This is a genomic window from Agrobacterium vitis, assembly GCF_037039395.1.
Lineage (GTDB): Bacteria > Pseudomonadota > Alphaproteobacteria > Rhizobiales > Rhizobiaceae > Allorhizobium > Allorhizobium vitis_E.
This window is the reverse complement of record NZ_CP146242.1, coordinates 2743177-2764140: the sequence shown is the minus strand read 5'-3', so window position 1 is coordinate 2764140 and position 20964 is coordinate 2743177. Positions and strand designations below refer to the sequence as shown.

Below are 20964 nucleotides of genomic sequence, written 5' to 3'. Positions count from 1 at the left end.
CCCCTCATCTCCCTGCCGGGATCTTCTCCCCGATGGGGAGAAGAGGAGTGCCGCCGCCCCGTTCGTTCCGCTGGCCTTAAGGAAAAAATCCGCCATGGCTGAACCAACCTCCCCCCGCGATATCATTCTCCTGGTGGATGACAGCCCGGAAGCGCTGGGCTTTTTGACTGACGCATTGGAACAGTCCGGCTTTTCCGTGTTGATTGCCACGTCAGGCCAAGGGGCGCTGGGCATTGTCGAGCGGATCAGCCCGGACCTGATCCTGCTGGATGCGGTTATGCCCGGCATGGATGGGTTCGAGACCTGCCGACAGATCAAGGCCAATCCGGCGGTGGCGCAGGTGCCTGTCATCTTCATGACGGGCCTCAGCGAAACCGAACATGTGGTGCATGCGCTTGAGGTCGGCGGTGTCGATTACCTGACCAAGCCGATCAATATCGATGAGCTGCGCGCCCGCATCCGCGTGCATCTTGCCAATGCCCGGTCCGCGCAAAGCGCCCGTGTCGCGCTGGACGCCGCAGGCCGCCACCTGCTGGCCTTGCGCGCTGATGGCAGCCTGCTGTGGTCCACGCCGCAAGCCAGCCGCCTGATCACCACCGCCACCGGACGTGAAGACGGGCTGGACACGGTAATCAAGGCCATCGGCGATTGGATGCAGGCCCGAACCGCCACGATTTCCGCCGCCGGTCCCGCAACCGCGCCCAATAGCCAGCCCGCAGGCGCATCCCGCGACGCTGCCCTGTCCTTGCCGCTTGAAAACCACCCTGCCCTGCAAATCGCCTATCTCGGCGCCATGGCCGCCGACGAATACCTGTTCCGCCTCAGCGCTGGCGGCCAGCAACGCGAAGACGAACGCCTGCGCCAGGCCTTCGGCCTCACCCAACGCGAATCCGAAGTCCTGCTGTGGATCGCCCGCGGCAAACCCAACCGCGACATCGGCGAAATCCTCGGCCTCGCCGCCCGCACGGTGAACAAGCATCTGGAACAGATCTACGTGAAGCTGGGCGTGGAAAACCGGGCATCTGCGGCGGTGAAGGCGGCGGCGGTATTGAGGGTGGAGTGAGGGAGAAGGCTGATATCTGCGCAAGGATACCCCCCTCTACCCTGCCGGGCATCTCCCCCTCAAGGGGGGAGATCAGATAGAGGAACCAGACCACTCAATCAGTATCCCTTCAAACCACTGATAAAAAGAGAATATTTTGGTAAAGAGTGTACCCCGCGTCGATCTCCCCCCTTGAGGGGGAGATGGCTGGCAAGCCAGAGGGGGGTGTCCTTGCTCCAAGGTCCAAATCCCAAACCAAGAGCCTCTCCATGAACAGTTTCGTCATCCTGTCCGGCTGCTCCGGCGGCGGCAAATCCACTTTGCTCTCAGCCCTGGCTACAAAAGGCTTTGCCACCATAGAAGAACCCGGCCGACGCATTGTGATGCAAGAACAGGCCGGAGATGGCAAAGCCCTGCCCTGGATCGACATGGCCGCCTTCGCCCACCGCGCCATTGCCATGGCGCAGGAAGACCGGGAACGCGCAGCATCCCTCCCCGGCTGGGTCTTCTTCGACCGCAGCCTGATCGACGCCGCCGCCGCGCTGAAAGCTGCGACCGGCGATGAGACACAATTGAACGCACTCAAGCAACAACACCGCTACCACGCCCGCGTTTTTCTCACCCCACCTTGGCCGGAGATTTACCAGCAGGATGCGGAGCGTCAGCATGATCTGACCGCAGCAGAGGAAGAATATCAGCGCTTGCTCGAGACCTATCCGGCGCTGGAATATGAGGTGATTGTGTTGCCAAAGGTGAGTGTTGTGGAGCGTCTGGAATTTATCTTGGCAATGCTTCAGCACCCAACCGAAAGGTAAAACCGATTTTCGGTCATAACCCCGATATTTTTGCCCGACTGGGCTTATTCTTTCACATCCAGATTGGTGCTGTGGGCGTTTCGCTGGCTGGCGAGGAACTCTCGCCCGCGCCGAAGGGCAACCCCCGGATCGGACCCACGGTGATATTCCTCAAGGATGATCTGGGTGATCTGTTGCCGGATGTCGCTTCTGCCCAGATCTGCCCCGTCGGCCAAGGAACTCTCTTGCGGATGGAGCGACCGGCGGGCGTCCTCCAGCCGGTGTTGAAGATTGGTGGCGGCGTCGAGCAGCAAATGGTCCATCTTGTCGCCCGGGTCCGGCATATCCTCCGATCTCAGTTGGAAGTGCTGCGGTGGCGAAAGATGGTAAACCCCGGAGGGGACTGGACCGTCTTCCGCGTCTTCTACCTGTAGCGCAGCAGCAGCGCCAGCATGGTCGCCACGAAAGCCGGTGGCACGACGATGATCAGAGCCTTCACCCAGTCGGATGTCGATTGCCACGTATCGAAAAGATCAGCCCAGACATTATAATCCGCCATTGTCCATTCCTCCCACGCTGGAAAACGAGCGATCACCAGAGAACTGTCTCTGGTGATCGGGGAGTTCGTAAGCCGACAAAAGAACGACCATCTCGACCTTTAAGCCGAAGCTCTGGACATACGCCGAGATCTCCCCGACCATAGAGATGGTGGAGAGTGGGATCATATAGACATGACCCACCGCCTCAGCCACAAACCTATGGCTGAGGGGTGTCATTTAACGACCGACACCGGCCGCTTTTGTTGGGGTTACGAGGCCCCAAGACCGGCTCGTTACAACCGATCTCACCCTTGTCTTAGCGCATAACGAGTAGGGAGGAAAAGAGGGGATTGGTGCGATTTTGAACGGGGGGAATTGGTGGCGTTGTGCTTGGCGTTAACCCCCCTCTGTCCTGCCGGACATCTCCCCCTCAAAAGGGGGGAGATCGACAAGAGGCAAGATTCTTGCTTCACATTACTTTTCAGAGGTCGGGGAAGACGCAACTTTATCTGCTGAAACGGGCGATTTCGCCTATCCGATCTCCCCCCTTGAGGGGGAGATGGCTGGCAAGCCAGAGGGGGGTATCCTTGCACCAAGGCTAACCATCCCCTTACTCAAGTATTGTTGCCAGCCGTGCGAGCACCTCATCCACAACGTGATTTGAAACGCATTGCTGTTTTCGGCAATCGAATATCAACCCGATTTCATTAATAATGACACTCAATGAAAACGCTGTGAAACTGATCTTTAATCGCTCCTTAAACGGGCACCATTGCAAGCCCGATGCGCTAAGCGAGCATTAGAAGGTATTGTCGCCCCACCACGCCAATACTGATCAACGTGATCCACGGCAGCGTCATTTATAGACTTGATCTCATTGTTGCAGATAGCACACGTTCTATCTTGATCAAACAGCTCTTTCTTGAGCCTTGCAGAAAATATACGCTGGCTATCTGCTCCTTCCACGCCATCCATCAACGTACTCAAACGTCGACCCCAAGCATCAAAGGCATATTTTATTTTTTAGCATCGCCAGTGGATTTACTTACAGAATCCAACCACTGCTGATCCGAGAGAATATCCAGATACTCTTCCATAATCGCATCGGCCTTTTGACTAACCTGAACATTATCATAAGGCGCCAAAGAGGTAGAAATTACTTGAAAAATCGCAGCATTTGCTCTAGAAGCCCACTCTCCACCACCTTTGTAGTCTGATTTTCTCAAACGAAAAGCGTTAGATCCAAATACTGTATAACTATTACGCATCGCACGACGAAAGCGCTTATCAAAATCCGCTATGATGTCGTCGCTCGGATCCTTGTAGGTTTCGAAAAATCTATTTAGGAAAGACTTTATCCCGGATGTGACTTTATCATGCTTTATAGTATCAAATGCCAAAAAACGCAGTATCAATCCTCTATCAAACATTCTGTCAGAAAGATTTCGCATATTAATCGCATTTCGGAAATCATCATTCTTTGACCAATCGGCGAGCTTAGAATTCAATTTCCCACGATATATACAGTTTCTGATTTCCATCTCATTTAGAGACATGCCACCCGTATTAATTCGCTCAAACGTAGTGAATTTTAAATCTTGTGACGTATCTTCTGAAAGTTCAAAACAGCTAATAACCGCGTCCTCTATCTCACTTTGCATCTTTTGAGATAAATCCTTAAATCGCAGACCATTGAACTCCTTGAAAACGTCCAATCCCGTTAAAGCAAATTTATTTTCTATAAAGTTAAAGACAGTCGTAAGGCGCTGTACCCCATCTATGACTTCAAGACCGCCCTCTTTAGTACGGGACAAAAATATCACTGGTATAGGCAATCTCATCAAGATTGACTCTATCAGGTAAGACGGACGCTTCCCCTTCCAAACGTATGCACGTTGCCAATCAGGATTGAGATTAAGTTTTCCGCGTTTATACCAAGTATGATACACGCCAAGAGGAACATCCTTTGGCTGCATTACGGCTTGTCTTTGGCCACCACTTAAGTCAAGCGACCCTTCATCATTCCCACCCTCGTCTGCATCATCCTCAGGTATTTCATCAAATGCCGATATCTTTATATCGGACCCTTTTTCCTCCAAACCAATATCGATGGAGAACGATGTATTAGTCATTTTATACCCCCTACTCTTGCCCCCAATACGGTAAACCTAAAACAAGTAATTACAATTAATAAATCAGCCGCAAAGCGTCCACTTTGCGGCTGAAAAATCACATATCTGCTTCAAGCCAGCCACACCGGCCAGCCCCTCACCCCATCAAGCCGCCAGCGCTTGAGCATCCCGTGGAATTTCTACGTCGATCTCCAGGATCGACACGTGCTCGTCACGGTCAACCTTGATGCGGACCTTGTCGGCATCGACCTGGACGTGCTTGGAGATCACAGCCAGGATTTCCTCGCGCAGGATGGCGACGAGGTCGGAGCCTTGGGCGGCGCGTTCGTGGGCGAGAAGGACTTGCAGCCGCTCGCGCGCCATCGGCGCCGAGGTTGGTCTGCGGAACAGGTTGAAGATGCTCATGCGGCCCTCCGTGCGAAAATCTTGCCGAACAGGCCACGCTTTTCCTCGGGCATGGAAACCGGAATTTCCTCGCCAGCCAGACGGCGGGCAGCTTCGAAATAGGCCTGGGCAGGAAGGCTCTTGGCATCGGCCAGCGTCACCGGCGCACCGATATTCGAGGCTTTCAGCACATCCATGCTTTCCGGGATGATACCCAGCAGCGGGATGGAGAGGATTTCCAAGACATCCTCGACCTTCAGCATATCGCCGCGCTGGGCGCGGACGGCATCGTAACGGGTCAGCAGCAGGTGCTTTTCCATCCGCTCGCCGCGTTCGGCCTTCAGGGTCTTCGAATCCAGCAGGCCGATGATCCGGTCCGAATCGCGCACCGAAGACACTTCGGGGTTGGTGACGACAACAGCGACATCGGCGTGGCGCATGGCCAGCGTCGCGCCGCGTTCAATCCCGGCCGGACTATCGCAGATCACCCAGTCGAAATGCTTTTTCAGCTCGGTAATTACCCATTCCACGCCTTCGGGAGTCAGATTGTCCTTGTCACGGGTCTGCGAGGCCGGCAGCAGGTACAGCGTATCGACCCGCTTGTCGCGGATCAGCGCCTGCGGCAGCTTGGCATCGCCCTGGATGACATTGACGAGATCGTAGACCACCCGGCGCTCAGCGCCCATGACCAGATCGAGATTGCGCAGACCGACATCAAAATCGATGACGACAACCTTGTCGCCGCGCTGGGCAAGTGCTGCACCAAGGGCAGCCGTGGAGGTCGTCTTGCCGACGCCGCCCTTGCCTGATGTCACAACGATGACCTTCCCCATTTCATTCTCCTGTCTTTCGCCGCATGCGGCACAAGCTTCGGGTAGCGCTGGACCAAATCTCCAGCGTATTAAACGTCAACTTTAACCAGCGGAGTCGGCGTCAAGCTGACGTCCGCACGGCTCAAACCAGCATCAGGCCATTTTTTCAGCCTTGATGACATCGTCTTCCAGCCAGAGCTGGACGGGCTTGCCCAGCAATTCCGGCGGCATGTCCTCCGCCATCTTGTAGATCCCGTCGATGGCGAGCAGCTCGGCCTCCATCTTGCGGCAGAAAATCCGCGCCGATGCATTGCCGACCGACCCCGCCATCGCCCGGCCCCGCAAGGCGCCGTAGATATGGATCGACCCACCGGCAATGATTTCGGCGCCTGAGGCAACCGAGCCGATCACCGTCACATCGCCTTCGGTGAAAATCACCGACTGGCCAGAGCGCACCGGCTCATGCAACAGCAAGGATTGCACCACGGAACGGGCCATGGGGGCAGTGATCACTGCGGACTGGGATGCAGCCTCATCGGCCTGCTTATCCTCGTCCTTTTCGGAGGCTTCCGCGGATTTTTCCTCCGCCTTGTCGTCCTTGGCCTGTGCCGCAGACTCGACCTTCGGCACTTCGACATCGGAAACCGGACGGCCACCCTTGAGGATCGGCGGCATGCCGCGTTCCACCATCGAAGGACGCGCGCCTTCCAGACCCATGATGCTGACATTGCGGCTGGACAGCTCGGCGATCAGCGCCTTCAGCTCATCCCGGCTGATCGCCAGTTCCGCCACATCGAGAACCACCGGACGGCCAAGGAAGAACCCGGCCGAGCGCGAAGCCAGATCGTCCAGCCTTTCCAGCCAGTTATCAACCGGCAGGTCCGGTGAAAGCACCACCGCCAGAAACGAGCGGCCTTTGATGCGGATTGAGCGGGGTTCTGTTAGCACTTCGGTCATCTTTATGAACAAATCGTTGAGATGGTTTACGGCTGATTTGGTTAACAAAAGGTTAACGCGGCTGTTCAATCCGTTAAGAGACACGACAGGAATGGCGCTAATTGGCTATAATATTCAATTCGTTAGAAAATTAATTTTGCGGCTGCGCGCAAACGCCACTCAAGCGTGCGACGCAAAAAGCCCGGCGCAAGGCCGGGCTTTCGTTTCCATTGGCAATGCCAGAAGAAATCAGTTTTCGAAGTAGGAATACTTGCCGTCAGGGCCCTTCTTCCAGGTGTACATCACGTAGTCGGGACGTGTGATGTCGCCCTTGGCGTCAAAGCCGATCGAGCCGATAACGGTCGTGAACGGACCCTTGGCCTTCATGGTTTCAGCAACCTTTTCAGCATCGGTGGAACCGGCAGCCTTGGCAGCCTCTGCAATGATCTGCAGGGCAGCGTAGGAATACAGCGTATAGGCTTCGGGCTCGAAGCCAGCGTCGCGGAACTTCTTGACCGCATCCTTGGCATTCGGGTTGTTACGCGGGTCCGGCGGGAAGGTCATCAGCGTGCCATTGACGGCGTCGCCAGCAATCGAGGCCAGTTCGTTGGACGTGATACCGTCGCCCGACATCAGGGTCGCCTTGACGCCCTGGTCAGCCATCTGACGCAGGATCAGGCCAGCTTCCGTGTGCAGACCGCCGAAGTAAACCACGCCAACGCCGGCTTCCTTCATCTTGGCGATCAGGGCCGAATAGTCCTTTTCACCGGGAGTGATGCCTTCGTAGATGACTTCCTTGACGCCCAGACCGTTCATGGCCTTCTTGGTTTCGTCAGCAAGACCCTGACCGTAAGGGGTCTTGTCATGAATGACGGCAACCTTCACGCCCTTGAACTTTTCGGCAATGTATTTGCCGGCAACAGCGCCCTGCTGGTCGTCACGACCGCAGGTGCGGAAGGTGTTCCACATGCCGCGTTCGGTGAATTTCGGATTTGTGGAGGCTGGCGTGATCTGCAAGATGCCATTTTCGGCATATACGTCCGAAGCCGGGATCGATACGCCCGAGTTGAAGTGGCCGATCACATATTTGACGCCATCGGCAACGAATTTGTTGGCAACGGAAACGCCCTGCTTGGCATCCGACACGTCGTCGCCGAGCACGATCTTGATCTTTTCGCCATTGATGCCGCCGGCTGCATTGATATCGGCAGCGGCCTGTTCGGCACCCTTCTGGAGCTGTGCGCCGAAAGCAGCGTTCGGGCCTGTCAGGGGACCGCCGACACCGACGATGATGTCAGCCCAGGCGGTGCCGCTGAAGGCAACCATGGCTGTCAGCGCCACGGCTGAAAGAAGCGACTTCTTCATTCTTATACTCCCAGTTTTTAGGGCGGGCTTCATTCGATCCCCCGCGCAACACCCACCTAGATTGCGCCGGAAAACTCTTCCACTCTTTATTATTGCAATTTCCCCGGCCATCAGAGGCGAGAAAGACGGTGCTGTCAATCTTTCTTCTTCCAGGACAGTGGGGAAGTTTTTTCATAGAGCCAGTAATAGTTACCGGCCATCTGGCGAGTGCGTCGCTGGCGGAAACCGACCATCGAAAACACCAGCAAAATAACAAAATCCATCGCGTAAAGACCGAGATCCAGCATCGGCCCTTCAAACAAGGCATGGTGGAGAAACCGCATGACCAGTGCCAGCAGCAGCGTGTAGATCACCACCCGGCCATAGCCTTCCCAGTTTTCGGCAACGGCCTTGCCGGTGCGCCATGCGGTCCAGAAGCCGAGCAGCACCACGAGAAAACGCAGCACCATCCGCACCTGATCATCCGTATCGAAAAACAAACCCTGCATGTCTTTTCCCCTCCGGGGTCTTTTTATCCGCAGTTTATCAGCGCGGCACGGCGATTAATGCCGTCCGCCTTCAAGATAGGCAGCACGCACCTGAGGGTCGGCCAGCAATTCCCGGCCGGAGCCGCTCATCGTCACCAAGCCGTTGACCATGACATAGGCGCGGTCGGACAGTTTCAGCGCGGCAAACGCATTCTGTTCGACCAGGAACACGGTCAGCCCTTCTTCCTGGTTGAGCTTCTTGATCGCCTCGAAAATCCCCTTGACGATCAAGGGCGCCAGCCCCAGCGATGGTTCGTCCAGCAGCAGCAGCTTGGGCCGCGCCATCAGCGCCCGGCCGATGGACAGCATCTGCTGCTCGCCGCCGGAAAGCGTGCCGCCGCGTTGGGCGTGGCGCTCTTTCAGGCGTGGAAACAGGGTGAAGATCTTCTCGACGTCCTCCTGGAAATATTTGAGGTTGTCGAGACCGGCACCCATTTGCAGGTTTTCCATCACCGTCATGCGCGGAAAAATCCGCCGCCCTTCCGGTGATTGCGCGATGCGCTGGCGAGCAATCAGATGGGTGGGCATTTTGGTAATGTCCACATTATCGAAAATCACCCGGCCGGCGCGCGCCTGCGGGCTGCCGCAAATCGTCATCATCAGCGTCGACTTGCCAGCGCCATTGGCGCCGATCAGGCTGACGATCTCGCCTTTTTTAACCTCGACGCTGACACCGCCAAGCGCACGGATATTGCCGTAATAGGTCTCGACGGCCTCAACCTTCAAAAGAGCTTCAGCAGTCATCACAATTTGCCTCCGGCCACGGCTTCCACATCGGAAATCGCGTCGTCCAGTTCTTCATCCTCGACACCGAGATAGGCCGCGATGACCCTCGGATCGTTTTTCACGTGGTCAGGCGTGCCATCGGAAATCTTCTGGCCATATTCCAGCACCACGACATGGTCGGAAATTTCCATGACCACCGACATATCGTGCTCGATCAGCATGATCGATGTGCCGGTTTCGTCCCTGATGCCATTGAGCAAAGTGTTGAGCGCCAGCGATTCCCGTGGGTTGAGGCCGGCAGCCGGCTCATCCAGGCAAAGCAATTCCGGCTCCGTACACATTGCGCGAGCGATTTCGAGACGCCGCTGCGCGCCATAGGGCAGATCGCCAGCCGGGTCGTCGGCCCGCTCGATCAGGTCGGCGCGCTCCAGCCAGAACCTCGCCTTGTCGATCGACAGTGCCGCTGCCTTCTTATAGGCGGGCAGGCCGAGCAGACCGAGCACCGTATAGCCGGAGGCTTTCATCAGCGCATTGTGCTGGGCAACCAGCAAGTTTTCCAGCACGGTCAGGCCGGAAAACAGCCGGATATTCTGGAAGGTACGGGCCACCTTGGCCTTCTTGGTGATCTCGAAATCCGTCAGGCGTTCCAAAAGGAATTCCTTGCCGGCCTTCTGGCGCAGGGTGACCATACCCATCGTCGGCTTGTAGAAACCGGTAATGCAGTTGAACACCGTGGTCTTGCCCGCTCCGTTCGGTCCGATCAGCGCGGTAATTTCACCGCGCCGGGCTTCAAAAGAGAAGTCGTTGATGGCCATCAAGCCGCCGAATTTCATCGACAGGTGCTCGACCGTCAGGATTGGGTCATTGCTCATGGTTTGCGTCCCGGATGTCATCAGCCGTGACCCTCCTTGGTAAAGCTGCCGGAGACAGCCTTGCGTTCCCTCAGGAAGGCCGTCGGCTCTCTGCTGCCGACAAAGCCGCGCGGCTTGAACAGCATGACCACAACCATGGCAATGCCGAACAGCAGCATGCGATACAGTTCAGGGGTGAAATCAGGCCCGAACACGTGCTTCAGGAATTCCATCTCGCGCAGCAGCTCCGTGCCACCGACCATGACGATGGCGGCAACTGCGATACCGGTCAAAGACCCCATGCCACCCAGAACCACGATGGCGAGAATAACCGCCGATTCCAGGAAGACGAAGCTTTCCGGCGACACGAACCCCTGACGGGCGGCAAAGAACGAGCCGGCAAAACCGCCAAACATCGCGCCGATGGCAAAGGCCGTCAGCTTGGTCTTCACCGTGTCGATGCCAAGCGAGCGGCAGGCGATCTCATCTTCGCGCAGCGCTTCCCAGGCCCGGCCAATCGGCATGCGCCGCAGCCGGATCGTCACATAGGCGGTGAGCATGCACAGCCCCAGCGCCAGATAGAACAGGAAGATCTTGTAATAGGCCGAGGACATCGGCAGGCCGAAGGTCTTGGCGAAGCCATGCGCCGAGGCATCGAAGGGAATGCCGAACAGCGTCGCCTTGGGAATGCCCGATACGCCGAACGTGCCCTGGGTGACATCCGTCCAGTTGATCAGCACCAACCGGATGATTTCCCCGAAGGCCAGCGTGACGATGGCGAGGTAGTCTCCCCGCAAACGCAGCACCGGAAACCCGAGCATAATGCCCCAGAAGGCGGCCAGAATGCCTGATATCGGCAGGAGCAGCCAGAAGGACAGGCCGAAATGCTGCGACAGCAGCGCGTAGGAATAGGCACCGACCGCATAGAAGGCGACATAGCCGAGATCGAGCAGCCCGGCCAGGCCGACGACGATGTTCAATCCCCAGGCGAGCATGACGTAGATCAGGATCTGGATGCCGAAATTATCGACATATTTCAGCGATCCCTGCGTGCCGACCAGAAAGAGAATGACCGGCGGATAAAGGATCAGTGCCACCAGCGCGATCTTCAGGAAATGTGTCTTGAAGAACGATGGCCGGGCATCCGTGGCAGTCGCGGGCTTTGCAGCCGCCCGCGCCCTGCGCGCTGCCGACCAGGGGCGCAAGACAGCGACCACGGCAAACCGGCCAATAGCGGCAATCGCCACGAAAATCGACAAAAGGCCCCAGCGCGTATACCAGACCAGGGCATTGTTGATGTCCTGGTCAGTCTTGATGCCGATGAACAGCACGAACAGGCCGAGCGCAAGCAAGCCTGCGAACACGGCTTCTTTCAATGCCCGCGCCATCAGGCCGGGCTGCGCCTTGACGGTGGAAACGTCGACATTTGCCATGATCTCAGACCTTCTCGACTTCGGGACGGCCCAGGATGCCGGTCGGTTTGAAAATCAGCACGAAAGCCAGGATGCCGAACGTCGCGACATCCTTATAGGCGATGGTGAAATAGGCCGACCACAGGGATTCGATCAGACCAATCAGCAAGCCGCCGAGGACCGCGCCCGGCAGCGAGCCGATGCCGCCCAGAACCGCCGCCGTAAAGGCCTTGACGCCGGGAATGAAGCCATCGGTAAAGGAGGCAACCCCGTAATACATCAGATACATGGTGCCAGCCACAGCAGCCAGCGCCGCCCCCATCACGAAGGTGACGGAAATGGTCCGGTCGACATCGACGCCCAAAAGGGCCGCCATCTTGCGGTCCTGCTCGGTGGCGCGCTGAGCACGGCCAAGCGGCGTCTTGTTGACAATATACCAGAAGGCCGCCAGCAGCACCGCCGTTACCGCGACGATGATCATCTGCTTCAGGGACACCGTGATGGCGCCGAAATGATAGACGTCATTGACCAATGCCGGAATTGGCTTGTTGCGAGGGCCTTGCGCGACCTGAATGAAGTTGGACAGCGCAATCGACATGCCGATCGCCGTAATCAGCGGCGCAAGCCGGAAGGACCCGCGCAAGGGCCGATAGGCGACCCGCTCGATGGTCCAGTTCCACAAGCCGGTCATCAACATCGATACAACCAGCATGATCAGCAGCGCCAAAGCCACTGGAATGCCTGCAAAAAATGTCGTGAGAAGCAGAAAGACAATCAAGGCGGCAAAACCGCCGAGCATGAAAATATCGCCATGGGCGAAGTTGATCATGCCGACAATCCCGTAGACCATCGTATAGCCAATCGCCACCAGACCATAAATCGAGCCAAGCGTCAGCCCGTTGATAAGCTGCTGGATGAAATAATCCATACATTATCCCCCGGATGCGTATCAAACGCAGCATCCATATGTTGTCCCATTCGGGTTCTTCGTGTTGGAGGGATTTGATATCGGTTTCGACAAAAATGTGAAGCCTAAAAGCTTTGCAGCGCGTATTTTTCTGTCAATTGCTCAACATATCGGCAGTTTTTGCACAAAATCGGCACTAAACCTGAAATTGCGCTCAAAAAGCGCGCAGGTCACTCCAGACCAACTTGCCGAATGAAAAAAAACTGGACGGTTTCGTGGTTTTTTACGAAGGCATCAGCAGCCGCAGCGCCAGGTCCACACGCATGCGGATTTCGCTGTCCAGATCTTCCCCCTGCTTGCCGAACATCAGAACCTTCGTCTGCAACGGTCCCAGAACCGCCCCGACAAAGATGTCGGCAATATCGCGGCGATCTACCCCCTCGGATGGGCTGACCGCGACGTGAAAATCCAGCTCCTGCGCCAGAAAGGCACGAAAATTCTCGACACAATCCTCGTAAAACTGCCGGGTCAGATCAGGATGCTTGCCCGCTTCGGCGATGATAAGCCTAGTCACCAGAATCTGGCGGGGCGACAAGACGAACCGAGCCAAAGCCTCCAGCGCCAGCCGCACCCTCTCACGCGGGTCCGCCGTCTGCCCGCGCTGTCCACCGATTTCGATCTGCAACTGATCATGAGACTGGATCAACGCGGTAAACAAGCAGCGCTTATCAGGAAAAAACCGGTAGACGGTCTTCTTCGCCATGCCAGCCAGACGTGCCACCTCCTCCATCGTCGCATCGCCAAAGCCCATAGCGTCAAACACCACTTCGGCAGCCTTGAGAATACGCTCACGCCGTTCCTCATCCGGCATGACCGGCAGACGCATGACCACTCGCTGCTGTTCGGACATCGGTCTTCTCACACTTTCGACTTGACAAACGGAAACGAAAGCGTTTCCTGATCGTCGGGAGGAAACGACAACGTTTCCATGCTTAACGCATAATTTATCCAACCGAAATGGTAAAAGATCAATTCTGCGGCATTCAAACATCTAGACGACTGCGCAAACAACGAACCAACGGCGAGCTGCTGCATGATTTTCTGAACCGCATCCGGTTCAGGGTAGAAATCACGCAGCAGCGCACATGCGTCAAGGGAAACGCATGGTGCTTCATGTGCAGCACGGCAAAGATGTATGGCGGGCATGGTCAGATTCAGGAATAAGAAAATGGACCGAAAAACCCTCGTTCTAGCCATTTCGATCGGCATGATCTGCGCCATCGGGCCGCTTGCAACGGACATGTATCTGGGCGCCATGCCGCTGATGGCTACGAGCTTATCGACCACAGCCGCGACGATCCAGCTGTCCGTCATGACGTTTTTTTCCGGTTTCACCATCGGGCAAATGTTTTACGGACCGATTTCCGACAGGACCGGCCGCAAGCCGATAATTTATGTGGCACTGGCTATCTTCTGCCTGTCCTCCTTTGGCTGTCTGACCGCATCGACCGGCGAGCAATTGCTGGTATGGCGCTTCATACAGGGCGTGGGCGGCTCGATCGGCATGGTCATCGGAACAGCCATCATCCGCGACACGCATACCGGCCCGGCAGCCACAAAGCTGATGTCCATGGTGATGCTGGTCATCGGCGTCGCCCCGATCCTCGCCCCGTTTGCCGGCAGTCTCATTCTGAAAATAGCCAATTGGCAGATGATTTTCGTATTGCTCGGCTGCTATGCGGCGCTGTGCTTGCTGGTCGTCGCGCTCTGGCTTCCCGAAACCCGGTTGCCGGCCGACCGCGCTTCCAGCAAACCCAGCCGCGCCCTCATTACCTATGGCGGCTTGCTGATCAGCCGCAATTTCATCCCCTATGCCGGCACCATGGCGCTCGTCCAGGGCGGATTCTTCGCCTATATCGCCGGGTCGTCGTTCATGCTGATGACGGTCTATGGGCTTACGGCCATCAGTTACTCGATTATCTTCAGCACCAACGCCATCGGCCTTGGCATCGGCACGCAGATCTGCAACCGGTTTGCCGCACGGTTCGGCGTAAAGGCCGCAGTACGCGGCTCCGTGCTGCTCTATACGGCCATCGCCCTGATACTGGTCGCCACTCAACTGACTGGCACCGGTAGCCTGACGGTTACCTGCATCCTGATGTTTATTCTCGTCATGTCCATCGGCGGCATCATGCCGGGTTGCAACGTGCTGGCAATGGAAGCCCATGGGGCTATTGCCGGAACCGCTGCCGCCCTGGCGGGAGGCCTTTCCTTCGGCGCAGGCGCCCTGTCCAGCTTTGTCCTCGGACTGCTGGAAAACGGCACCGCCCTGCCTCTGGTCTGCGTCATGGCCGGTTGCGGCATCCTGGCTGTCCTTGTCACCCAGGTATTTTTCGAGGACCGAGAGTCGGCACCGGTCACTGGCCAGGCCTGACCGCCTACCCGATACCTTTGCCGGTACATCGTAACCGGCAAAGGCAATCGCCTCGACCATGGTTTTGAAACATCCTTCCTTCTTTCAGGAAAAACGACGCCGACTGTTCCTGGCAAATACGGAGAACTTAGACAACTGTTCCCTGTCAAAACCCAAAAGTTTTGAAAGACGACAATTTGGGATTTCCATGAACCGATCGGGCGGCTACAAAGGCCGGGCGCACCGGCGCATTTCCTTTGGATGCGCGGCAGAAGCATCTGCAACTATAAGGATGCGACGCATATCCAAGACCGACGTTTCGAGGGGATACAATGGTAACGCCGCATGACACGAAGACGATTGCGCCATCATACCAAAATATCGTCGTGCAACAGCTACAGGTGCACCGCGAGGCGCGCGCCGCGATCAAGCAGCAGATTCCACGGGTAATCTGGCTCACCGGCCTGTCCGGGTCGGGGAAATCCACTGTCGCCAACGCCCTGGAAAGTGAACTGCACGGCCAGGGACACCACACCTATATTCTCGACGGCGACAATGTCCGCCACGGACTGAACCGCGATCTGGGTTTTTCCGATACCGACCGGGTGGAAAATATCCGCCGGGTGGCTGAAGTCGCCAAGCTGATGGCGGATGCAGGCCTGATCGTGATCGTTTCTTTCATCTCCCCCTTTCAGGCCGACCGCGACATGGCCCGCGACCTGATGGCAGACGGCGAATTTATCGAAGTCTTCATCGATACTCCCTTGCAGGAATGCATGCGGCGCGACCCGAAGGGCCTTTATCGCCGAGCGCTGATGGGAGAGATCAAGCAATTTACCGGGGTCAGTTCCAGTTACGAGGCGCCACAAAATCCGGATATTCATTTAAAGACCACGCAAGCCAGCCCAACGGAAATGGCCAGTCAGGTGATTCGTTATCTCAAGGAAATCGCGCCTGCCTGATAGAAGATATGGACAAATAGAGTAGAAAAATTGAACACGTATCGTGTAGCCTGCGTTTTTTGAGGAACATGACGTGATTGATTTGTTTGAAAAGGCGGCAATAGCCGCTGGGCGCGATATTATGGACGTGTTCCACAATGGCCCGACGGTACGCACCAAAAGCGATTCCTCGCCGGTGACCGAGGCCGATGAGCGGGCGGAAGCGATCATTCTTAGCGCCCTGGCTGCCCAGTTTCCCACTATTCCCGTGGTGGCCGAGGAGGCGGTTGCCGCTGGCAATATTCCACAGACCAGGGGCCAGCCTTTCATTCTGGTCGATCCGCTTGACGGCACCAAGGAATTCATTCGCAAAAGCTCCGATTTCACGGTCAATATCGCGCTGATCGAGGCAGGTGTTCCTGTCATGGGTATCGTCTATGCTCCGGCGCGCGGCCAAGCCTATATTGGCGACCGTAACGGCGCCCTCAAGATCGAGATCGATGCCAATTTCCAACCGGTTTCGCGCCAGCCCATCACGGTCCGCTCGCCTTCAGCCAAGATCATTGCAGTGGCCAGCCGCGCGCATAGCGGCCCGGAAACCGAAGAGTTCCTGACAAACCACGCCATAACCGATACCCGTTCCGTCGGTTCCTCGCTGAAATTCTGCCTGGTGGCGGAAGGCGCGGCCGATGTCTATCCACGGTTCGGCCGAACGATGGAATGGGATACAGCAGCAGGCGACGCCGTGCTTCGGGCAGCTGGCGGCATAACGGTTGGGCCGGACGGCGCACCGCTGCTCTACGGCAAACGGGATCAGCCCAACGATAGCGACTTCGCCAATCCCTCCTTCATCGCCTGGGGCAGCAGACAGGCATGAGCCTTCTGCCTTCCCGCGTGAACACGAAACCGGGAATTGCCTGAAAAATCAGATCTCTCCTGCCGGTCTTATCCACGGTCAAACGCACGCGCCGATAATGGCACGAGCGCTGGAGCCTGGCCTGCCGATTATCTCGGCTCGGCCACGCTCCGGATTTTGACAGGATGCGATCTCCGGCCAGGTCTTGCGTGCCAACCGGAGATCGCTCCATATCGATGGAGAAGACCATGGCAGACAATAGCCCACGCCTCGATTTGCCTTATATCCTGCCCTCCCAAGCCCAGAAGCACGTCACCCATAACGAGGCGCTGCTGGTTCTGGATGCGGTAACGCAGCTTGTGATTGAGGGCACTTTTACCACGCCTCCTGCCTCCCCTGCCGCCGGCGCCTGTTACTGGGTTGCCGCCACCGCGACGGATGCCTGGGCTGGCAAGGAAGCGCATATCGCCGCCTGGCAGGATGATAGCTGGGCTTTCCTGGCGCCCGCCGCTGGCTGGCGCGCTTATGTCCGTGCGACGGGCCGATTGCAGACCTATGACGGCACGGCCTGGAAGGATCTGGCCCTGCCCGACACGGCCTCCTTTTCCAGGCTTGGTATCAATGCCACGGCCGATGAGACCAACCGACTTGCCGTGTCAAGCGATGCCGTACTTCTCAATCATGCCGGTGGCGACAACAGGCTCAAACTCAACAAGGCGGGCGAGAGCAATACGGCGACGCTTCTTTACCAATCCAACTGGCAAGGCCGCGCCGAAATGGGGCTGGCCGGCTCAGACCAGTTCAGCATCAAAGTTTGCAATGACAGTGGCAGCTGGACCACTGCCCTGCTGATTAGCGGCGATGGCACGGTCACCCAGCCGGCAAAACCAGCCGCCCGGGCCGAACTGACCAGCCCATCCCTTGCGGTTTCCGGCGGCATGGTCACCGGCTTTAACGGGCTGGTCATCAGTCAGGGCAATGTGCTGCTTGCCACCGCCACGGCAAGCGGCAATGGCCAAAGCCTGAAGGTGCCGGTCGCCGGGCTGTACCTGATCACGCTCAGTCTCTCCACCGCCGCGACCGTCAACTATACTGCGACCGTGGTCGATAGCGCCCAGACGAGCCTTGCAAAGATCACCTTGGGCACCACGGCAGCCGCTACAGAGACCCACGCGACAGCCCTGATCATGCTGGACGCCGGAGCCGAAATCAGCCTGTTGCATAATGGCACGGCCACATTTGCCAGCACCGGTGCGGGGGCTAAATTTTCGATATTTCTAATATAAAGCGCACTATCGTCGTCCAACCGGCGTAGCAAAATGGCAACAATGTTCCGATTTGAGAAAATAGACCCAAGAAGAAACATTTACTTCAGAAGGTTAACCATTCGTTAAGTTTGTTCATGACGAGCGCCCTATTTGGGACTACATAAGCCACAAGAACTTTAGTCGGGAACAAATGGCGGTGCCAAAGCGGAGGAAACACACTCTGCCTGCAACCGCACGCAACCAAGAATCTGGAACAGTTGACACCGGCAAAACCGGATCGGCTGTTCCAGGAGGGACGAGGCTGGAATGGGTGTACCGCATGCACAGCAAGGCCTTCAGGCACGTCGCATCAACCGACGACGGACGCGGTTTTCAAGAAATCGGGTTCATCTGATTGCTAAACGAAGCCTCGACATCCTGATCTCGATCAGCGCATTGACGATCTTGCTGCCGTTTCTGCTGTCGGTCGCCGCGCTGATCAAGCTCACCTCCCCCGGCCCGGTGCTGTTTCGGCAGATGCGCTGGGGCCGCAACCAGCAAAAAATCCGCATCTATAAATTCCGCACCATGTATGCCGCAGAATGTGACGATAGCGGCGTACGGCAAACCACCGAAAACGATCCCCGTATTACCGTCGTCGGTGCGGTCCTGCGGCGCACCAATATCGACGAGCTTCCGCAATTACTGAACGTGTTGATGGGTGACATGTCGCTGGTCGGGCCACGCTGCCACGCGATCGGCATGTTGGCCGCCGGCATGCCCTATGAGGATCTGGTCGCCGACTATCATCACCGTCATCAGGTTAAGCCGGGTCTCACCGGACTTGCCCAGATGCGCGGCCTGCGTGGACCGACCGGTTCCGCCGCCAAAGCGCGCGCCCGGATCGCCGCCGACTTGTTTTATGTGGATAATTTTTCGTTCTGGCTCGATATCAAGATCATTCTCGGCACCATCCACTCCGAACTGACCTGCGGCAAAGGCTTTTAAAGAGAAGGATCTCACCTGATCTGGCCGGAATTATCCGGTAAAAACTCTTCCAGCGGTGAGAGTGAATGCAAATTCTTTCCACATTCGACAAATTTGTCTCGAAAAAACGCAAGGTCACGGTGCCCCGCCCAGCGGCCAAGTCCGTCAAAGCGCTCTCTTGGTGCCATTGATTCGCACTGCGCTCAGCCAAAAGCCAAAACCTGTCAAGTCAGAACCTCCGAGTGATCACGAATTATTAAATTCAAACCCTGGGATTTCACGGGGATCTAACTTCACGCAAATTTTCTTGAGTAAAAACCAATTAGGATAGACAGCTTAACGGCAATAAATTTTGTGATAGACGATATATATACATAAAATTGTTGATTTCGAACTTGCGAGTGGCCCGTCAGTGGCTCGTCTTCATCCGAAAACGCCGTTTCTACGTGACATCAGCAGCCTTGGCCAAGTCCCTAAAATTCTTATCAAATTGTTACCCGGTGCTTAGGTAATTTTTAAAGGTGCGGCGTTAGATTTCTGGTCTGTGGTCTTGAGTTTGTATTAGAGAGTCCAATGACCGAAACGATACGCCCGCGAGTTAAATATGTTATCGGCCCTGACGGCAGTCCGTTGACAATTGCCGACCTGCCGCCAGCAAACACCCGTCGCTGGGTCATCCGCCGCAAGGCAGAGGTTGTGGCTGCCGTGCGCGGTGGCCTGTTGAGCCTTGAAGAAGCGTGTGAACGCTACACGCTGACCGTGGAGGAATTCCTGTCATGGCAGGCCTCCATCAATGACCATGGTTTGCAGGGTTTGAGAACGACCCGCATCCAGCAATACCGTCATTAACGCCAGACGGGGCCTGGGATTGGGGCCGGGCCTGAATACGAAGGCTCGAAGAGGTCGACCACACCTCGCCTCGCCAGATGCCGCCTGGAGGGAATTGCAAATATCTCAGATGCCTCAGGGTATTTGAGATATTTGCAAAAGCACGACAATACCGATTTTAAATATCGTATTGAATAAGGCCAGCGGGGCTAGAGCGTATATCCCGGCAAGGCGCCTCTGCAATCGGAAGCGTTATGCCTCCGTGACAAAGCCAGGCACCTGACCGATACGACGTCCTGTCGATTGTCTGAAAGATTTGATTTTTCGAATTCGGCTCCCGCCGAATTTGCCCCAGGCAAACTCCCTTAAGCTTTTTTCAGCCTTCGGTTAACCCAGTCACCCCAGGACGTTGGGATGTGAATGGTTTCCAAGGGGAAGCTGCTGCCCCCTCACCTCTCACAGATGTCGGTTTCATAGCTGATCGGTCCGGACATGAGACCGATCCGTGGACCCGTTTGGGGAACTCCGGTGCAAAAACGCTGATGATCGCAGCCGACGCGCTAGGGTTTTTCCATGATGCCGCCGAGGGCATCCTTGATCCGGCAATTATCTGATAAAATAAATATCATATAGTCGTGGATGAAATGGCCGTTCCATTCCATGTGAACGGCCAGGCAATGAAACCATCATCCAGCAGGTCCCATTCCCTGCCTGCCTTTGTCATCTACGATCAGGATCTTCGCCGTTAAGCGCGAGCCCGCTGCTGGCTGTCGCGCTCTTCCAACGCGGCGGCCTTGGCATGTTCGGCCTCGGCCAGTTCCAATGACAGTTCCGCGGCATCTTGCTGAACCTTCAGCTCGCGAATCGAATCCTGCAGGTTGTCGGCACGCTGGCGGGCGGCCTTTGCAAAAGTCGGATAGGCGAAATGCGATGCATCAGTGATGCCCGCCTTTTTTTCTTCCAGAGAAATCTGATTCTCCAGTTCCTTGGCCATACGTTCAAATTCAGACATCATTAACTGCAATTGTTGCAGCTGCCGACGCTTCTCGGTAACCTGAAATGCCTTCAGGCGAACTAGGCTGTCACGCGACTTCATACGCAATACTCCCGTGATGCGAGACATCCCGCCGTCACTCTGTTTTGACATCGCCCGCTGACATTTAAACGAATCACCGCGAAAAAATCTCACGGCGTTAACAAAAAACTACCTTTGGTAACCTTTCGTTTACGGGCATCGTTAATGATAAGGGAGATCTTTTAAAGGT

23 protein-coding genes and 1 pseudogene are annotated in these 20964 nt (G+C 56.4%); 8 read left to right on the top strand and 16 right to left on the bottom strand.

Translation table 11 applies throughout. The features are described from left to right. Window positions 1–94 precede the first annotated feature (94 nt). Window positions 95–1063, top strand: a complete 969-nt coding sequence (locus tag V6582_RS15350) for a response regulator (RefSeq protein ID WP_156630785.1) — start codon at window positions 95–97, stop codon at window positions 1061–1063. Between the two features lie 248 nt (window positions 1064–1311). Next, the gene (locus V6582_RS15345; RefSeq protein WP_156630784.1) at window positions 1312–1857 is read left to right on the top strand and encodes an AAA family ATPase; all 546 of its coding nucleotides are present in this window, start codon (window positions 1312–1314) and stop codon (window positions 1855–1857) included. 44 nt (window positions 1858–1901) lie between these two features. On the opposite strand, the gene V6582_RS15340 is transcribed toward V6582_RS15345, so the two are convergent. The 15 genes from V6582_RS15340 to V6582_RS15275 form a co-directional block, all read right to left on the bottom strand. Then, window positions 1902–2180 carry a hypothetical protein gene (locus V6582_RS15340; protein WP_234889585.1) on the bottom strand — a complete coding sequence of 93 codons (279 nt, stop codon included), beginning with the start codon at window positions 2178–2180 and terminating at the stop codon, window positions 1902–1904. A gap of 80 nt (window positions 2181–2260) precedes the next feature. Next, window positions 2261–2395 (bottom strand): hypothetical protein, encoded by a 135-nt coding sequence (locus V6582_RS15335; RefSeq protein ID WP_272950769.1) that lies wholly within the window; start codon window positions 2393–2395, stop codon window positions 2261–2263. Between the two features lie 727 nt (window positions 2396–3122). Then, on the bottom strand, window positions 3123–3350 hold the full coding sequence (locus V6582_RS27565) for an HNH endonuclease (RefSeq protein WP_156630783.1): 228 nt from the start codon (window positions 3348–3350) through the stop codon (window positions 3123–3125). 41 nt (window positions 3351–3391) lie between these two features. After that, a complete protein-coding gene (locus V6582_RS15330; RefSeq protein ID WP_156630782.1) occupies window positions 3392–4507 on the bottom strand; it encodes a GmrSD restriction endonuclease domain-containing protein in 1116 nt (371 codons plus the stop codon). A 144-nt stretch (window positions 4508–4651) separates the two neighbouring features. Next, the gene (minE, locus tag V6582_RS15325; protein WP_015916929.1) at window positions 4652–4912 is read right to left on the bottom strand and encodes a cell division topological specificity factor MinE; all 261 of its coding nucleotides are present in this window, start codon (window positions 4910–4912) and stop codon (window positions 4652–4654) included. After that, complete coding sequence (gene minD / locus V6582_RS15320; protein WP_015916930.1) at window positions 4909–5724, bottom strand: septum site-determining protein MinD; 816 nt, start codon at window positions 5722–5724, stop codon at window positions 4909–4911. The genes minE and minD overlap by 4 nt, the downstream gene beginning before the upstream one ends. A 132-nt stretch (window positions 5725–5856) precedes the next feature. Further along, window positions 5857–6660, bottom strand: coding sequence for a septum site-determining protein MinC (gene minC / locus V6582_RS15315; protein WP_156630781.1), 804 nt, complete (start codon window positions 6658–6660; stop codon window positions 5857–5859). 228 nt (window positions 6661–6888) lie between these two features. Beyond that, window positions 6889–8004, bottom strand: coding sequence for a branched-chain amino acid ABC transporter substrate-binding protein (locus V6582_RS15310; protein ID WP_070166572.1), 1116 nt, complete (start codon window positions 8002–8004; stop codon window positions 6889–6891). Between the two features lie 134 nt (window positions 8005–8138). Continuing rightward, window positions 8139–8492, bottom strand: coding sequence for a DUF6867 family protein (locus V6582_RS15305; protein WP_156630780.1), 354 nt, complete (start codon window positions 8490–8492; stop codon window positions 8139–8141). A gap of 54 nt (window positions 8493–8546) precedes the next feature. Then, on the bottom strand, window positions 8547–9275 hold the full coding sequence (locus V6582_RS15300; protein ID WP_156630779.1) for an ABC transporter ATP-binding protein: 729 nt from the start codon (window positions 9273–9275) through the stop codon (window positions 8547–8549). Next, window positions 9275–10150, bottom strand: coding sequence for an ABC transporter ATP-binding protein (locus V6582_RS15295; protein ID WP_070166575.1), 876 nt, complete (start codon window positions 10148–10150; stop codon window positions 9275–9277). The genes V6582_RS15300 and V6582_RS15295 overlap by 1 nt, the downstream gene beginning before the upstream one ends. Further along, entirely contained in the window at window positions 10150–11541 is a 1392-nt protein-coding gene (gene livM, locus V6582_RS15290; protein WP_156630778.1) for a high-affinity branched-chain amino acid ABC transporter permease LivM, read from the bottom strand. The genes V6582_RS15295 and livM overlap by 1 nt, the downstream gene beginning before the upstream one ends. Window positions 11542–11545: 4 nt before the next feature. After that, entirely contained in the window at window positions 11546–12448 is a 903-nt protein-coding gene (locus V6582_RS15285) for a branched-chain amino acid ABC transporter permease (RefSeq protein ID WP_015916937.1), read from the bottom strand. Between the two features lie 262 nt (window positions 12449–12710). Then, window positions 12711–13337, bottom strand: coding sequence for a TetR/AcrR family transcriptional regulator (locus V6582_RS15280; protein ID WP_060718152.1), 627 nt, complete (start codon window positions 13335–13337; stop codon window positions 12711–12713). A gap of 8 nt (window positions 13338–13345) precedes the next feature. Then, complete coding sequence (locus V6582_RS15275; RefSeq protein WP_234889607.1) at window positions 13346–13801, bottom strand: hypothetical protein; 456 nt, start codon at window positions 13799–13801, stop codon at window positions 13346–13348. Here V6582_RS15275 and V6582_RS15270 point away from each other — a divergent pair. From V6582_RS15270 to V6582_RS15245, 6 genes and pseudogenes are all read left to right on the top strand, one after another. Continuing rightward, on the top strand, window positions 13695–14861 hold the full coding sequence (locus V6582_RS15270; RefSeq protein WP_234889598.1) for a multidrug effflux MFS transporter: 1167 nt from the start codon (window positions 13695–13697) through the stop codon (window positions 14859–14861). The two genes, V6582_RS15275 and V6582_RS15270, sit on opposite strands and share 107 nt — an antisense overlap. A 353-nt stretch (window positions 14862–15214) precedes the next feature. Continuing rightward, a pseudogene (gene cysC, locus V6582_RS15265) lies at window positions 15215–15802 on the top strand (adenylyl-sulfate kinase); the annotation flags it as partial. Window positions 15803–15875: 73 nt separating this feature from the next. Continuing rightward, window positions 15876–16658: a 3'(2'),5'-bisphosphate nucleotidase CysQ gene (gene cysQ, locus V6582_RS15260; RefSeq protein WP_337739182.1), complete on the top strand. Its 783-nt coding sequence runs from the start codon at window positions 15876–15878 to the stop codon at window positions 16656–16658. Between the two features lie 227 nt (window positions 16659–16885). Beyond that, complete coding sequence (locus V6582_RS15255) at window positions 16886–17923, top strand: DUF2793 domain-containing protein (RefSeq protein ID WP_197434293.1); 1038 nt, start codon at window positions 16886–16888, stop codon at window positions 17921–17923. A gap of 288 nt (window positions 17924–18211) precedes the next feature. After that, window positions 18212–18892: a sugar transferase gene (locus V6582_RS15250; protein ID WP_156630772.1), complete on the top strand. Its 681-nt coding sequence runs from the start codon at window positions 18212–18214 to the stop codon at window positions 18890–18892. 552 nt (window positions 18893–19444) lie between these two features. Further along, complete coding sequence (locus V6582_RS15245; protein WP_015916944.1) at window positions 19445–19720, top strand: DUF1153 domain-containing protein; 276 nt, start codon at window positions 19445–19447, stop codon at window positions 19718–19720. Between the two features lie 724 nt (window positions 19721–20444). Here V6582_RS15245 and V6582_RS15240 read toward each other — a convergent pair. Continuing rightward, window positions 20445–20795 (bottom strand): hypothetical protein, encoded by a 351-nt coding sequence (locus V6582_RS15240; protein WP_015916945.1) that lies wholly within the window; start codon window positions 20793–20795, stop codon window positions 20445–20447. Window positions 20796–20964 lie beyond the last annotated feature (169 nt).

Excerpts from the sequence above, each read along its gene's own strand:
- V6582_RS15350 (WP_156630785.1), top strand. The coding sequence starts at position 95 with ATGGCTGAACCAACCTCCCCCCGCGATATCATTCTCCTGGTGGATGAC.
- V6582_RS15345 (WP_156630784.1), top strand. The coding sequence starts at position 1,312 with ATGAACAGTTTCGTCATCCTGTCCGGCTGCTCCGGCGGCGGCAAATCC.
- V6582_RS15340 (WP_234889585.1), bottom strand. The coding sequence starts at position 2,180 with ATGCCGGACCCGGGCGACAAGATGGACCATTTGCTGCTCGACGCCGCC.
- V6582_RS15335 (WP_272950769.1), bottom strand. The coding sequence starts at position 2,395 with ATGGCGGATTATAATGTCTGGGCTGATCTTTTCGATACGTGGCAATCG.
- V6582_RS27565 (WP_156630783.1), bottom strand. The coding sequence starts at position 3,350 with ATGGATGGCGTGGAAGGAGCAGATAGCCAGCGTATATTTTCTGCAAGG.
- V6582_RS15330 (WP_156630782.1), bottom strand. The coding sequence starts at position 4,507 with ATGACTAATACATCGTTCTCCATCGATATTGGTTTGGAGGAAAAAGGG.
- minE (WP_015916929.1), bottom strand. The coding sequence starts at position 4,912 with ATGAGCATCTTCAACCTGTTCCGCAGACCAACCTCGGCGCCGATGGCG.
- minD (WP_015916930.1), bottom strand. The coding sequence starts at position 5,724 with ATGGGGAAGGTCATCGTTGTGACATCAGGCAAGGGCGGCGTCGGCAAG.
- minC (WP_156630781.1), bottom strand. The coding sequence starts at position 6,660 with ATGACCGAAGTGCTAACAGAACCCCGCTCAATCCGCATCAAAGGCCGC.
- V6582_RS15310 (WP_070166572.1), bottom strand. The coding sequence starts at position 8,004 with ATGAAGAAGTCGCTTCTTTCAGCCGTGGCGCTGACAGCCATGGTTGCC.
- V6582_RS15305 (WP_156630780.1), bottom strand. The coding sequence starts at position 8,492 with ATGCAGGGTTTGTTTTTCGATACGGATGATCAGGTGCGGATGGTGCTG.
- V6582_RS15300 (WP_156630779.1), bottom strand. The coding sequence starts at position 9,275 with ATGACTGCTGAAGCTCTTTTGAAGGTTGAGGCCGTCGAGACCTATTAC.
- V6582_RS15295 (WP_070166575.1), bottom strand. The coding sequence starts at position 10,150 with ATGACATCCGGGACGCAAACCATGAGCAATGACCCAATCCTGACGGTC.
- livM (WP_156630778.1), bottom strand. The coding sequence starts at position 11,541 with ATGGCAAATGTCGACGTTTCCACCGTCAAGGCGCAGCCCGGCCTGATG.
- V6582_RS15285 (WP_015916937.1), bottom strand. The coding sequence starts at position 12,448 with ATGGATTATTTCATCCAGCAGCTTATCAACGGGCTGACGCTTGGCTCG.
- V6582_RS15280 (WP_060718152.1), bottom strand. The coding sequence starts at position 13,337 with ATGTCCGAACAGCAGCGAGTGGTCATGCGTCTGCCGGTCATGCCGGAT.
- V6582_RS15270 (WP_234889598.1), top strand. The coding sequence starts at position 13,695 with ATGATCTGCGCCATCGGGCCGCTTGCAACGGACATGTATCTGGGCGCC.
- V6582_RS15275 (WP_234889607.1), bottom strand. The coding sequence starts at position 13,801 with ATGACGGACAGCTGGATCGTCGCGGCTGTGGTCGATAAGCTCGTAGCC.
- V6582_RS15255 (WP_197434293.1), top strand. The coding sequence starts at position 16,886 with ATGGCAGACAATAGCCCACGCCTCGATTTGCCTTATATCCTGCCCTCC.
- V6582_RS15250 (WP_156630772.1), top strand. The coding sequence starts at position 18,212 with ATGGGTGTACCGCATGCACAGCAAGGCCTTCAGGCACGTCGCATCAAC.
- V6582_RS15245 (WP_015916944.1), top strand. The coding sequence starts at position 19,445 with ATGACCGAAACGATACGCCCGCGAGTTAAATATGTTATCGGCCCTGAC.
- V6582_RS15240 (WP_015916945.1), bottom strand. The coding sequence starts at position 20,795 with ATGAAGTCGCGTGACAGCCTAGTTCGCCTGAAGGCATTTCAGGTTACC.